At 41.8% G+C, this 13,477-nt stretch carries 11 protein-coding genes and 1 pseudogene; 4 read left to right on the top strand and 8 right to left on the bottom strand.

What is annotated here, in order from left to right; translation table 11 throughout:
* The first annotated feature begins 22 nt into the window (after window positions 1–22).
* Together cls and C6H66_RS03055 are read left to right on the top strand one after the other, a co-directional pair.
* On the top strand, window positions 23–1,483 hold the full coding sequence (gene cls / locus C6H66_RS03060) for a cardiolipin synthase (protein WP_105394778.1): 1,461 nt from the start codon (window positions 23–25) through the stop codon (window positions 1,481–1,483).
* A gap of 112 nt (window positions 1,484–1,595) precedes the next feature.
* Window positions 1,596–1,925, top strand: a complete 330-nt coding sequence (locus C6H66_RS03055; RefSeq protein WP_105394777.1) for an HI1450 family dsDNA-mimic protein — start codon at window positions 1,596–1,598, stop codon at window positions 1,923–1,925.
* A gap of 158 nt (window positions 1,926–2,083) precedes the next feature.
* On the opposite strand, the gene oppF is transcribed toward C6H66_RS03055, so the two are convergent.
* From oppF to C6H66_RS03020, 7 genes are all read right to left on the bottom strand, one after another.
* Window positions 2,084–3,085 carry a murein tripeptide/oligopeptide ABC transporter ATP binding protein OppF gene (oppF, locus tag C6H66_RS03050; RefSeq protein WP_105394776.1) on the bottom strand — a complete coding sequence of 334 codons (1,002 nt, stop codon included), beginning with the start codon at window positions 3,083–3,085 and terminating at the stop codon, window positions 2,084–2,086.
* A complete protein-coding gene (oppD, locus tag C6H66_RS03045) occupies window positions 3,082–4,080 on the bottom strand; it encodes an ABC transporter ATP-binding protein (RefSeq protein WP_046397244.1) in 999 nt (332 codons plus the stop codon). Before oppD ends, oppF begins: the two co-directional genes overlap by 4 nt.
* 9 nt (window positions 4,081–4,089) lie before the next feature.
* Entirely contained in the window at window positions 4,090–4,998 is a 909-nt protein-coding gene (oppC, locus tag C6H66_RS03040; protein ID WP_036777138.1) for an oligopeptide ABC transporter permease OppC, read from the bottom strand.
* A gap of 14 nt (window positions 4,999–5,012) precedes the next feature.
* Window positions 5,013–5,933 (bottom strand): oligopeptide ABC transporter permease OppB, encoded by a 921-nt coding sequence (gene oppB, locus C6H66_RS03035; protein ID WP_036777141.1) that lies wholly within the window; start codon window positions 5,931–5,933, stop codon window positions 5,013–5,015.
* Between the two features lie 85 nt (window positions 5,934–6,018).
* Window positions 6,019–7,659, bottom strand: coding sequence for an oligopeptide ABC transporter substrate-binding protein OppA (gene oppA, locus C6H66_RS03030; protein ID WP_105394775.1), 1,641 nt, complete (start codon window positions 7,657–7,659; stop codon window positions 6,019–6,021).
* Between the two features lie 129 nt (window positions 7,660–7,788).
* Complete coding sequence (locus tag C6H66_RS03025; protein WP_105394774.1) at window positions 7,789–9,432, bottom strand: ABC transporter substrate-binding protein; 1,644 nt, start codon at window positions 9,430–9,432, stop codon at window positions 7,789–7,791.
* A gap of 553 nt (window positions 9,433–9,985) precedes the next feature.
* The gene (locus C6H66_RS03020) at window positions 9,986–10,630 is read right to left on the bottom strand and encodes a YchE family NAAT transporter (RefSeq protein WP_046397240.1); all 645 of its coding nucleotides are present in this window, start codon (window positions 10,628–10,630) and stop codon (window positions 9,986–9,988) included.
* Between the two features lie 559 nt (window positions 10,631–11,189).
* On the opposite strand from C6H66_RS03020, the pseudogene C6H66_RS03015 reads away from it, so the two are divergent.
* A pseudogene (locus C6H66_RS03015) lies at window positions 11,190–11,483 on the top strand (bifunctional acetaldehyde-CoA/alcohol dehydrogenase); the annotation flags it as partial.
* Between the two features lie 140 nt (window positions 11,484–11,623).
* Here C6H66_RS03015 and C6H66_RS03010 read toward each other — a convergent pair.
* Window positions 11,624–12,229 (bottom strand): thymidine kinase, encoded by a 606-nt coding sequence (locus C6H66_RS03010; RefSeq protein WP_105394773.1) that lies wholly within the window; start codon window positions 12,227–12,229, stop codon window positions 11,624–11,626.
* A 644-nt stretch (window positions 12,230–12,873) separates the two neighbouring features.
* Between C6H66_RS03010 and hns the strand changes: the two genes are divergently transcribed.
* Entirely contained in the window at window positions 12,874–13,278 is a 405-nt protein-coding gene (gene hns / locus C6H66_RS03005; protein WP_046397237.1) for a histone-like nucleoid-structuring protein H-NS, read from the top strand.
* The last annotated feature ends 199 nt before the right edge of the window (window positions 13,279–13,477 follow it).

The raw sequence follows: 13,477 nt of genomic DNA, 5'->3' as shown, positions 1-13,477 counted from the left end.
AAAACAGGATTGATTGCCGAATATGACAACCTTTTATTCCGTCCTAAGTTGGCTTGCTATTTTCTTTTATTGGTTGATTGTTGCCAGTATCACCTTACGCATTCTGATAAAGCGTCGGCCGGTCACCTCCGCTATGACCTGGCTGTTGATTATTTATATCCTTCCCTTAGTTGGAATCATCGCTTACCTGTCGTTTGGCGAGCTGCATTTGGGAAAGCGCAGAGTTGAACAAGCAAAAGCCATGTGGCCTTCAACAACCGTATGGCTTGAAGAACTGCGTAAATCTCGTCATATCTTCGCCACGGAAAATAGCGAAGTCGCGACGCCTTTATTCCAGCTTTGCGAACGACGACAAGGGCTTGAAGGCGTTAAAGGCAATAAGATCCAATTGCTGACAACCTATGACCATTCACTGAAAACCATTATCAAAGATATTGAGAATGCCAAACACAGCATTGATATGGTGTTTTACATCTGGCAATCCGGCGGCTTAGTTGAACAAGTGACTGATGCTCTTATGGCCGCAGCACACCGAGGCGTCAGATGCCGTATTATGGTGGATTCAGCCGGTAGCTGGTTATATTGCCGTAGCCAATACCCGGATATCATGCGCCAGGCGGGAATTGAATTTGTTGAAGCTTTGCCGGTCAACATATTCCGCCTATTTCTACGCCGAATGGATTTGCGCCAGCATCGTAAAATTATCTTGATAGACGATTATATTTCTTATGCCGGCAGTATGAATATGGTCGATCCGCGCTTCTTTAAACAAGATGCCGGCGTTGGTCAATGGATCGATATCATGGTGCGCATGGAAGGACCAGTTACCACGACTATGGGGGTTATTTACGCCTGTGACTGGGAAATGGAAACAGGTCAACGTATCTTTCCTCCATCACCGGATAACAATATTATGCCATTTGAACAGGCTAGCGGGCACACAACTCAGGTTATTGCATCCGGCCCTGGATTCCCCGAGGAATTGATTCAACAATCTTTAATGACGGCCATTTTCTCTGCCCGTAAACAACTGATTTTAACTACCCCTTATTTTGTTCCCAGTGATGACCTGATAAATGCTATTTGCACCGCAGCCTTACGAGGGGTTGAAGTTATTATTATCGTTCCACGCAGAAATAATTTCTTCTTAGTGCGTTGGGCAAGCCGTGCATTTTTTGCTGAATTGTTAAATGCCGGTGTTAAGATTTACCAGTTTGAAGATGGCTTGCTACATACCAAAAGCGTTTTAGTTGATGGTCAACTCAGCATGGTGGGTTCAGTGAATCTCGATATGCGTAGCCTGTGGCTAAATTTCGAAATTACCGTGGTTATTGATGATGAAAACTTTGGTAATGATCTGACACTGGTGCAATATGATTATATCGCCCATTCTACATTGCTGGAAACCAAGGAGTGGGAACAACGCCCTTTGTGGCATCGTATAATTGAACGTATTTGTTACTTTTTTAGCCCACTACTGTGACCAACACCCTCGTCTTGTAAAGACGGGGGTACCAATCAACGCTTCAACATGCTTTAATTCCCTCATCATGACCCACGAATAAATCAATATGGACAACAGATCCTCACAAGCTATGGATTTAGACATCAATAACCGAATGACAGAAGATGAAACCCTTGAGAAAGCCTATGACATCTTTCTTGAACTGGCTTCATCCAACCTCGACCCCGCTGATATTCTACTGTTTAGCTTACAATTCGAAATACGTGGCGGAGCAGAATTACTACCCCCTCCTGATGAGTGGGTTAAATACGTGGATTTTGATCCGAACCCTGATTTTTTTGCCGAGGTCATTATCGGGCTGGCAGAATCTGAAGATGCCGAGATCAACGATGTTTTCGCTCGCATTCTTATTTGCCGGGAAAAATCTCACTCGATTTACCATATTTTGTGGAAAGATTGAAAAATTAAGGTCAGTGATTTTATCGGCTCTTTTCTTCTTCAAAGAGTGAGAGTTACCCGTTTTGACGCAGGTCTGAATCCCAACACAAAACCCAAAAAGTAACTCTCACATTTAATGCCTTACAATATTCCTCAGTAACTACAATCGATTAACCTTAACTACAATGGATCAACCTTTAAACAAGACACCGCATGGCGGAAACTTCCTTCCATCAATGGCCGTGTTTTAGCACACTCAGGATCTGCCATTGGGCAACGTGTACGAAAAATGCATCCTGATGGCGGATTGATGGGCGACGGTAATTCTCCCTCCAATAATTCAATGTGTTTATTTCGTTCTTTATCTGGATCAGGCACTGGCACTGCCGACATCAATGCTTTGGTATAAGGGTGTTGTGGATTATGATAAACCTCATCATAAGTACCCAATTCCACCGCATGTCCAAGATACATCACCAGTACACGATCAGATATGTGCTTAACCACCGCCAGATCATGGGCAATAAAAATTAGCGATAGCCCCATTTCTCGTTGTAATTCCTGCAACAGGTTTACTACTTGAGCCTGAATGGATACATCAAGTGCAGATACCGGCTCATCACAAATCACCAACTTAGGTTCAAGAATAAGTGCACGAGCAATCCCGATACGTTGACACTGACCACCAGAAAATTCATGCGGGTAACGGTTAATCAGATTCGGCAGTAATCCAACCTTCATCATCATTGTTTTTACCCGCTCTTTAATTTCCGGCTCTTTCATCTTTGGATGATAAGTGCGCAGTGGCTCAGCGATAATATCGCCAATCGTCATTCGCGGATTTAAGGATGCTAATGGGTCCTGGAATATCATCTGGATATCACTGCGAATATCTCGCCACTGTTTATCATCCATATCCAGCAGGCTTTTTCCCAACCAAGTTACTGAACCACCAGAAGACTTGACCAATCCGATAATTGCACGAGCAAAAGTCGACTTACCGCAACCGGATTCACCAACCACACCAAGAGTTTCCCCTTCGTATAACCTTAATGTAACGCCATCAACCGCTTTCAAGGTTTTTGTTGGTTGCCAGAACCACTGTTTGCCATCTTTGATATCAAAGTGAACTTTTAGATCTGCTACTTCCAGCAGCACTCGTCTTTCTTCAATCGGGCTCATACCAATTCCTCCGGTGCCTTAAAGCAAGCTCGCAAACGCCCGTTGCCAAATGTCTCTAACCCCGGTTCACAATCTACACAACGGCCTACTGAAAACTGACAGCGTGGCTGAAACGGACACCCTTTCGGCAATCGTAATAAGTTAGGCGGATTTCCGGGAATGGTCGTCAATGCTACTTCATCACCATCAAGACGTGGAACAGCATTAAGCAGGCCAATAGAATAAGGATGAGTTGGTTGATAAAACACTTCACGAGCCGAGCCATATTCCATCGTTCTCCCCGCATACATCACCAACACTTTGTCACAAATACCGGCAACTACCCCCAAATCGTGAGTAATCATAATAATCGCGGTATTAAATTCCCGTTTCAGCTCATTCAGTAGGGTCATAATCTGAGCCTGAACTGTGACATCAAGTGCGGTTGTCGGTTCGTCAGCAATCAACAATTTTGGTCGACATAACAACGCCATTGCGATCATCACACGCTGACGCATTCCACCAGAAAATTCATGCGGATACATCCGCATTCGTTTAAGCGCTTCCGGCATTTTGACGGCATCCAGCATCCGAATCGATTCAAGGTATGCCTCGCTTTTACTCATATGCTTATGCAACATCAATACTTCTGTCAGTTGATCGCCGATACGCATATAGGGATTGAGAGATGTCATTGGGTCTTGAAATATCATTGATATCTCTTCCGCTCTCATGCGGTTAAGCGCTTTTTCTTCAAGGTTAAGAATTTCCCTACCATTAAAAATAGCGGAACCGCCAATTTTGCCGTTTCTGGCAAGTAGCCCCATCAAAGCAAAAGCAGTTTGTGATTTTCCAGAACCAGATTCACCCACAATCCCTAGTGTTTCCCCTGCTCGTAAATCAAAATTCAGCTTGTTCACCGCCGTAACATCCCCGTCCGGGGTACTAAAAGTTACGTCCAACTCTTTAACAATTAACAACGGTTCAGAACTTTTCTGGTTTTTAACGCTGTCCATGTTACCTCCTTAACGATCTTTCGGATCGAGGGCATCACGCAAGCCATCGCCGATAAAGTTAAAACAAAACAGTGTCACCACCAGAAAACCGGCAGGAAACAACAGTAACCACGGGGAAACTTCCATCGAATTCGCACCATCGCTTAACAATGCTCCCCAACTGCTTAACGGTTCTTGAGTTCCCAATCCCAGAAAGCTAAGAAACGATTCAAACAGAATCATACTAGGCACTAATAAAGATGCATAAACTACCACCACTCCCAATACATTAGGGACAATATGGCGCAGCACAATATGACGGGTTGACACACCACACACCAGCGCCGCTTCAATAAACTCCTTACGTTTTAGGCTCAATGTCTGACCACGGACAATACGCGCCATATCCAGCCATGACACCATACCGATGGCGACAAATATCAGAAAAATATTCTGTCCGAAGAAGGTCACCAACAGAATCACAAAGAACATGAATGGAAATGAGTTCAGAATTTCCAGCAGACGCATCATTACTGAGTCTATTTTTCCACCCAAATAGCCAGATAATGATCCATATAAGGTTCCGACGACTACCGCCACCAAAGCGGCTGCAATCCCAACCATCAACGAAATGCGTCCTCCAATAGCAACACGCACCAGCAAATCACGTCCAGAAGAATCTGTACCAAAATAGTGACCTGACTCAGAATCAGGCGGCATCGACATCATGGCCCAGTCAGTATCATCATAAGTGAATTGAGCCAACATCGGCGCCAGGATCACAAACAAGGTAATCAAAGATAACAGACACAAACTGGCAATCGCTGCCCGGTTGTGAATAAAACGGCGTCGTGCATCCTGCCACAAACTACGCCCTTCGATTTCTAATTGCTCAGAGAAATTTTCCAGAGCTTCGCTGTTTTGTTTGTTAACTATCATTGCGTGCTCCAGTCTTAATAACGAATTTTCGGATCGATAACAGCGTACAACACATCAACAATCGCATTGAAAAAAATAGTCAAGCTACCAACTAAAATCGTCAGACTTAACACTAACGAATAATCACGGTTTAATGCGCCATTAACAAACAATTGCCCTATTCCCGGCAACCCGAAGATCGTTTCAATCACCATCGAACCAGTAATGATGCCGACAAAAGCAGGCCCCATATAAGAGATAACCGGTAACAATGCAGGCTTTAAAGCATGGCGGAAAATGATGACACGTAATGGCAACCCCTTGGCACGCGCAGTACGGATAAAGTTAGAGTGCAACACTTCTATCATCGAACTACGGGTAATACGGGAGATACTGGCGATATAGGCCAAAGAGAGTGCTACCATCGGTAAAATCATATATTTTGGCGCACCGCCATTCCAACCTCCTCCCGGCAACCATTTAAGATGAATAGCAAACCCCAGTACTAACAACGGCGCTACAACAAAACCTGGGATAACAACCCCCGTCATGGCGAATCCCATCACCGTATAATCCCACTTGGTATTTTGGTTAAGTGCAGCAATAACCCCGGCGCTGACCCCCAAAACAACCGCCATGATAAATGCCGAAGCCCCTAATTTAGCCGATACTGGAAACGCTGTTGCGACGAGATCGTTAACCGAGTAGTCCTTATATTTAAAAGAAGGCCCGAAATCTCCTTTAGTGAGTTGAATTAAGTAATCAAAATATTGTTTATAAATTGGGTCATTCAAATGATATTTCGCTTCAATGTTTGCCATCACTTCTGGCGGCAATTTCCGCTCGCCGGTAAATGGGCTGCCTGGCGCCAGCCGCATCATGAAAAACGAAATAGTGATAAGAATAAAAAGTGTCGGGATCGCCTCTAAACAACGGCGTAAAATAAACTTAAGCATCGCCCGTTCCTATGTGTTGGCCCTTAACCCTGGCCTTAAAATAATTTGGCACTAAAGCAGCCCTTTCCGGGCTGCTTTACAACGATTAGTGTTTGATAATATAAAAATCTTTGGTGTGTAAATTATCCAAAGGATCTTTCCCTGTATAGCCACCAACATAGGGCTTCACTAACCGGGTATTCACATAGTAATAAAGCGGGACAATAGCCGAATCTTTGTCTAACTGCGCTTCTGCTCTCTGGTAAACAGCAGCACGTTCATCATCTGTTGCCACTTTCAGAGATTCTTTCATCAGTTTATCAAACTCATCACTCTTATAATGAGATGTGTTATTACTACTATAAGAAAGCATTGAATTCAGGAATGAAGATGGTTCGTTATAATCCGCACACCACCCCGCACGAGCTACGTCATAATTCCCCTGATGTCGAGTATCAAGGAAAGTTTTCCACTCTTGGTTTTCTAAACGAACATCAGCACCTAAATTTTTCTTCCAAATAGAAGCTACCGCGATTGCAATTTTCTTATGCAGATCGGAAGTGTTATAAAGCAAGTTAAATTTCAGTGGGTTATCTTTATTATAACCTGCTTCAGCCAGTAATTTTTTGGCCTCCTGGTTGCGCTGTTCCTGACTCCAACCAGTAAACCACACTGGTTTCATCTCTTTCATACCATCAGTAACCGGCGGTGTATAACCGGAAGCCGGGATATCACCCTGTGCTTTTACTTTATTAGCCACAATATCTCGGTCCATAGCCAATTTCAGTGCAGTACGGACGCGGGGATCATTAAATGGGGGTTTTTCGTTATTAATTTCGTAGTAATACGTACATAAAATTGGGTTAATATGCAACTCGTTCGGGATCTCTTTTTTCAGTTTCTGGAATAGCTCAATCGGCAAATTGGTATAAGTCATATCAATTTCGCCACTGCGATAACGGTTTACATCCGTGACCTCTGACGAAATTGGCAGGAAAGTCACCTGATCAATAACGGTATTTTTGTTATCCCAGTAGGTCGGGCTGCGTTCCATCACAATACGTTCGTTAACTACCCAATTTTTCAGTTTATAAGCCCCATTACCAACAAAATTCTGTGGCTGAGTCCATTTTTCGCCATATTTTTCTACCGTAGCTTTATGCACCGGCGCCATCGAAGAGTGAGCCAAAAGCCTTGGTAAATAAGGAACCGCTTCGCTCAATGTAAGCTGCAATGTATAGTCATCCAGCGCCTTTACTCCCAGAGCATCTGGTTTCTTTTTGCCACCGATAATGTCGTCAATATTGGTGATATGGGCATACTGGAGGTAACTTTCATAGGGAGAAGCAGTATTAGGATCGGCCAGACGTTGCCAACTGTAAACAAAATCATGGGCCGTGACAGGATCGCCATTAGACCACTTAGAATCTTTACGCATATGGAATGTCCAGACGGTAAAGTCTTTATTTTCCCAACTGGTCGCAGAACCTGGCAAAATTTCGCCATTCGGGCCAACGATGACAACACCTTCAAACAGATCACGGGCCAAATGTGATTCTGGCACTCCTTCAATCTTATGTGGATCTAACGATTGCGGTTCAGAGCCGTTATTACGGACTAAAACCTGTTTATCAGCCAATTGAACGCCATCAGGCACTTTTGCAGCAAAGACCTGACTTGCCATTACCATACTCAGTGCAGCGCTGATGCTGGCAGTAAGTAGTCTCTTTTTCGTTGTGTTTATCATCTTTTTCTACTCCAATTTTATACCGTCAGACTTGTTCGGCCGACGGCCCAGAAATAAGGGGTGGATTACTACCCGCATCCAAAAGGAACGATTTTGTTTGCAGGATCTCAGTAACTCTTTTGAATAAAGCTACTGTTTAATTTTTTTCATATACAGTCGCTTAATATCCATATAATCCAATGGGTCTTTCCCTGAAAACCCTCCCACTGATGGGCTAACAAGCCTTACACTCACCCGGTAATAAACGGGAATCAGCACCGAGTCTTTATCCAGTTGAAACTCAGCTTGTTGATATAATTTCTTACGCTCAATAGCGTCCTTAGCGATTAATGCCTGCTCCAGATAGCTATCAAAATTTTTATTCTGATAGAAAGCCGTATTATTACTGCTGTCTGACAGCAACATGTTTAAAAACGCCGTAGGTTCATTGTAATCAGCACACCAAGTTGCTCTAGTCACCTCATAATTCCCTTGATGGCGGCTTTCAAGAGAGGTTTTCCATTCCTGATTCTGCAAAATCACATCCGCTCCCAGATTCTTTTTCCACATGGAAGCGGCAGCGATAGCCTGCTGCTTGTTTTGCTCAGATGTGTTGTATAACAGTGTGAACTTCAATGGATTCGCCTGATTGAAACCGGCCTGAGCTAACAATTCTCTCGCTCGTTTATTACGCTGCTCCTGTGTCCAGTTAGCCCATTCAGGCTTAATAAAATCGCCGCCACCGATAAATATTGGCGTAAAACCATAAGCCGGTATTTGCCCCTGCCCCATAATTTTTCCGGCAATAATATCCCTATCAAGACTTAACTTGACGGCTTCGCGGACTCTGACATCAGTAAACGGCGGTTTTTTATTGTTAATTTCGTAGTAAAACGTACAAAGATAAGGACTGACGTGAACCTGATCAGGGAGCTCTTTCTTCATTTTCTGATACAAAGTCGGAGGAATGGCGCTGTTGGTGATATTTATCTCCCCACTACGATAGCGGTTAATATCACTGGTTTCGGATTGAAGGGGTAAAAGAGTCGCTTGATCAATAACTGTTTTTGCATTGTTCCAATATCGAGGGTTGCGTTTGATCACTATCCGCTCATTGACCACCCACTCTTTCAACGAATACGCCCCATTACCGACATAATTTTCTGGCAGCGTCCATTTATTACCCAACTTTTCAACTACATCCTTTTTCACCGGTTTCATTGCCGTATGACTGAGCATACTGACAAAATAAGGCACGGGATGCGTCAGAGTCACCTGTAAACGATGATCATCCAGCGCTTTGACGCCCAACTGATCAGGCGATTTTTTACCCCTCAGAACATCACCAACATTTTCAACGTAAGCATATTGAAGATAGCTGGCATAAGGTGAACCCACTTTGGGATCAGCTAATCGCTGCCAGCTATAGACAAAATCGTGGGCAGTGACAGGCGTTCCATCACTCCATTTAGCATTATCACGTAGATAAAAAGTCCATACCTTGTAATCCTGATTTTCCCAATGGGTGGCAACGCCTGGCACGACTACTCCCTCGGAGCCGGTACTCACTAACCCTTCCAAGAGATTAAGAATAATGTTGGTTTCTGGTACGCCTTCAACTTTATGTGGATCAAGCGAGGCAACTTCCGCGCCATTATTAATAATAATTTGCTGTTTATCCGCAAGTTTCACACCATCTGGAAGTCCAGCGGCAGACACGGCTGTAACAGGAGATGCTGATAATAAAAATATACAGCAAATAAACTTATATAATTCTAATTGTTTGATCTTCATTTTTTACCTCCAATTTGATGGACTTGTTCATTCCACATATCCCATCAAGGCCGGTATCTTCACATTATTTAGCCCAAAGTAACGGATTAAATATTAAAGCGGACTTATCATATCAACTGTTAAAATATCGCACCCATATTGCAAAAATCATCCTTACAAACAACTTAGTGCGACCTATTACATTAATTGATAAAACACGCCAATAACCACTATAACTAACTGATATTTATCAAATTATCAACTTTAAACTTAACTAAAATAGTAAACAAAGCTAGACCAAAGATGAAAATAAACATAATTTTAACAAATTGCAATCAATGCAAATTAAAAACCTACATTCATCACAAAACAGTGGTGGAAGCAACCAGTTACACATAGAGCTAATAGGAAAGAATAATTTAGAAAAATATTGGGTTATTTGTATAAAATTCAGGGAGTACCGGTAAAAGAAGTGAGAAAAGCCTATGATATAAGCTTTATAATAAAAATGATAAGAATATTATAATTTGTAATTTCACAAGAAAGAAACTAACACCTTTTATCGTAAATCATATCAAAGCAACCCTGGGAATAGCGCTCTGATCCCTGTCACAATCAGTTCAATGCCCAAAGACATCAACAACAGCCCCATAATTCGAGTGATAACGTTAATGCCTGTTTGCCCCAGATATTTGACGACTAAAGGCGCAGATCGAAATAATAACCAGCAGCAAAAAGCAAACAATGCACTGGTAAGCGCCAACCCAAGAAAATTCTGCCATCCTTGATAACGAGAACTCCAGACAATACAAGAACTGATTGCGCCGGGGCCTGCCATTAACGGCAATGCCAGCGGCACAACACCAACACTTTCTCTAATGGCGGTTTCCGACTTTTCCTGCTTATTCTGTTTGTCCTCTCCAAGCTTACCGTTAATCATCGACATCGCGATGGTCACCACCAAAATTCCGCCAGCAATACGAAAAGAGTCAATGGAAATGCCAAACATACGTAGTATCGAGTCACCTAACAGTAAAGCTGTCCATAAAATGATGGCAACAGAAGTATTGGCAATCAAATTAGTTCTATTACGAGCCGACTGGGCTTGGTAGTGAGTCATACTGATAAAAACCGGCAAAATACCAACAGGATTGACCAGTGCAAACAACCCAACAAAAAACTTAATGTAACCAGAAAGATCCAGCAGTAAGTCACCCACAAATAACCTCTACAAAGTTACGCTGTGTTATTAAAAACACCCTCATGATTGTTCACCCAAAAATCATAGAAAACTTAATTTTTTCTTCACTTTATACTGGTAAAGTTCCATTTTCCATCGACCACAACGTATTTTACAATTTAAAATATCTTATATAACAAGTTGTTAACTCAATATTTTCATCAGATTAGAAATTTAACCTTATTAACTCTAATTTACACCCATCCAATAATACTATCACCGACCTAAGCTGAAAGGAGTCAGCTTGGGGTTTATGTGATTAAGATCAATATATATTTAATACCAAATGGTAACCTGTAGCTACCAAAAAATCACCAGGCTAAATAGTCTAAAAAATACTTATTCATTGATATTAAAAGATTTTTAATATTTTCAGGAGTACTTCTTTATGACTGTAACTCATGTTACTGAACTGGACGAACTGGTTGCCAAGGTAAAAAAAGCACAACGTGAATTTGCTAACTTTTCTCAGGAGCAAGTTGACAAAATCTTCCGCGCTGCGGCCCTTACAGCAGCAGACGCCCGTATCCCCTTAGCAAATCTTGGTTTATCCGCTACTGGTGACCGGACTGTCACAAAAATTGAAAAACTATTAGCCTGGCTAGAAAAACTCAAATCTGAGCTAGGTATTCCAACATCTATCCGCGAAGCGGGCGTTCAAGAGGCTGACTTCCTGGCAAAAATTGATAAATTATCTGAGGATGCCTTCGACGACCAATGTACCGGCGCTAACCCACGCTACCCACTAATTTCTGAGTTGAAACAATTGCTGGTGGATTCATACTATGGACGAGAATTCACTGAAACCATCGCAGCAGAAGAAAGCCGATAAGAACAAATTTATTAACTGATTGAATATCACTTAAGGGCGCTAATATCAGCGCCCTTTAACTCACCGCTATGCCCTATTGTTAATACAAACTCGTAAACAGAGCATCCTGACTACTTCACAGAAAAGCTATCCATTACCCACTACATGTTGCTTCTTTTGCTTTTCCTCACTTCACTGACAGCATCCATATAGTGCTTACGGCAAACAGAAACATATTTTTCATTGCCGCCGATATCAACTTGTTCGCCATCATAAATGACCACACCTTCGCTATCCAAACGTAATGTACGGTTTGCCTTGCGACCACAGTGACAAATAGTTTTCAACTCAACTAACTTATCAGCCCACGCCAAAAGATACTGGCTACCGCTAAAAAGCTCGCCTCTAAAATCAGTTCTCAGCCCATAACAAAGAACCGGAATATCATCATAATCAGTCACCTTACATAGCTGTTCAATCTGTGCTTGCGTGAGAAAATGGCACTCATCAATCAGCACACAATGCACTTTTGCCTGCTTATTTTCATTTCTGATCAACTCACCAATATCTGTTTGCTGACTAAACAGAAGTGCATCAGAAGATAATCCAATCCGAGAATTGACTTTTCCCTTTTCAAACCGGGTGTCAATTTCTACGGTAAACACCAGCGTTCTCATCCCTCTCTCATTATAGTTATAAGAGGATTGCAACAGGGATGTCGATTTCCCAGCATTCATTGCGGAGTAATAAAAATAAAGTTGAGCCATCAGCCCTACCCCTTAACAAAATTTATAAAGCCATATAGTCAGATGAGTTTACCATAAACTCTCGTCGTGATTATCCATCCCAGTAAGCTGTCCCGGTTGATATAGCGAAATATTTAGCTTAGTGATGTCTTAATGATTCATGACCATCATCACACCAGCCAAGTAATAAAGCACATTTGAATGACAAATGCTCATGTTTAAATTAAGAAATGAAAGCCAGACGGATTTGTTGCATATCGTATGCAAATTAATAATGTGCGTGATTGACTTCCAGAAAACGGTAACAGTAAATCGGCGATAACTCATGGATTAGTCATAAGTTTTTTTTAACTTAGTATTATTCTGCTTTAGCAGGTATGATAAGAAACAGTTAAAATTACTTACCGATTTAGTATATACCTGGTTTATAAATTAGAGAGATTATCATGTCCCCTCTTTGTTAAAGGTACCCTGAACATGTTATTGGGGAATGACAATCGAAATAGCTGTATAAAAAGCGCTATATAACTTTTGTAAAGAAATTACGTTTAAAAAAAAGAGCCATTTTATCCGAATATGATAAATTGACTATTGCAGAAAATAAAATAGCATTCTATTATTATATCCACATCAGCCATCATCATTAATAATTTGAGACCAGGACAATGAGCGATTTAAAAACCCTAAATAACATCCGTACTTTACGAGCACAAGCAAGAGAATGCCAACTTGAGTTCTTGGATGAAATACTTGAAAAACTGACCGTCGTTGTTGAAGAACGCCGTGAAGAAGAAAGTCAGGTACAAGCTGAATTAGAGGAACGTACACGTAAATTGGAAGAAGTTCGTAAAATGATTCTTGACCAAGGAATTGATCCAAGCGAATTACTTCAGACAATGAGCGCCGGCAAATCTGCGGGTAAAACAAAACGTCCCGCTCGTCCAGCAAAATACCAATATGTTGATACAAACGGTGAAACTAAAACTTGGACTGGCCAAGGCCGTACACCTGCTGTTATCAAAAAAGCAATTGAAGATGAAGGAAGAACTCTGGAAAGCTTCTTACTCTAATTCATTGTTTTTGAAGTTAATTTAATTAAAAACACCCTTTTAAAATAGAAGGGTGTTTTTATTATTAAACAGCTTAGGTAACAAAAGAATTAATGTCTATCGAATGAGCGTGTATAAGTATCCTTGGGAATGATTTAGCCGGATTGCACGTTTTTCTATCATTTCTTAACGATAAAGCAGGCAAGTTACTCGCTTAACC

Origin of the sequence: Photorhabdus hindustanensis, assembly GCF_002968995.1 — a bacterium.
Lineage (GTDB): Bacteria > Pseudomonadota > Gammaproteobacteria > Enterobacterales > Enterobacteriaceae > Photorhabdus > Photorhabdus akhurstii.
This window is presented reverse-complemented; position numbering and strand designations above follow the sequence as displayed.

Bases quoted from the DNA above. Each gene is read 5' to 3' on its own strand.
- oppC (WP_036777138.1), bottom strand. From the start codon at position 4,998: ATGATAGTTAACAAACAAAACAGCGAAGCTCTGGAAAATTTCTCTGAG.
- oppA (WP_105394775.1), bottom strand. From the start codon at position 7,659: ATGATAAACACAACGAAAAAGAGACTACTTACTGCCAGCATCAGCGCT.
- C6H66_RS03025 (WP_105394774.1), bottom strand. From the start codon at position 9,432: ATGAAGATCAAACAATTAGAATTATATAAGTTTATTTGCTGTATATTT.
- C6H66_RS03010 (WP_105394773.1), bottom strand. From the start codon at position 12,229: ATGGCTCAACTTTATTTTTATTACTCCGCAATGAATGCTGGGAAATCG.
- oppD (WP_046397244.1), bottom strand. From the start codon at position 4,080: ATGGACAGCGTTAAAAACCAGAAAAGTTCTGAACCGTTGTTAATTGTT.
- oppF (WP_105394776.1), bottom strand. From the start codon at position 3,085: ATGAGCCCGATTGAAGAAAGACGAGTGCTGCTGGAAGTAGCAGATCTA.
- hns (WP_046397237.1), top strand. From the start codon at position 12,874: ATGAGCGATTTAAAAACCCTAAATAACATCCGTACTTTACGAGCACAA.
- C6H66_RS03055 (WP_105394777.1), top strand. From the start codon at position 1,596: ATGGATTTAGACATCAATAACCGAATGACAGAAGATGAAACCCTTGAG.
- cls (WP_105394778.1), top strand. From the start codon at position 23: ATGACAACCTTTTATTCCGTCCTAAGTTGGCTTGCTATTTTCTTTTAT.
- oppB (WP_036777141.1), bottom strand. From the start codon at position 5,933: ATGCTTAAGTTTATTTTACGCCGTTGTTTAGAGGCGATCCCGACACTT.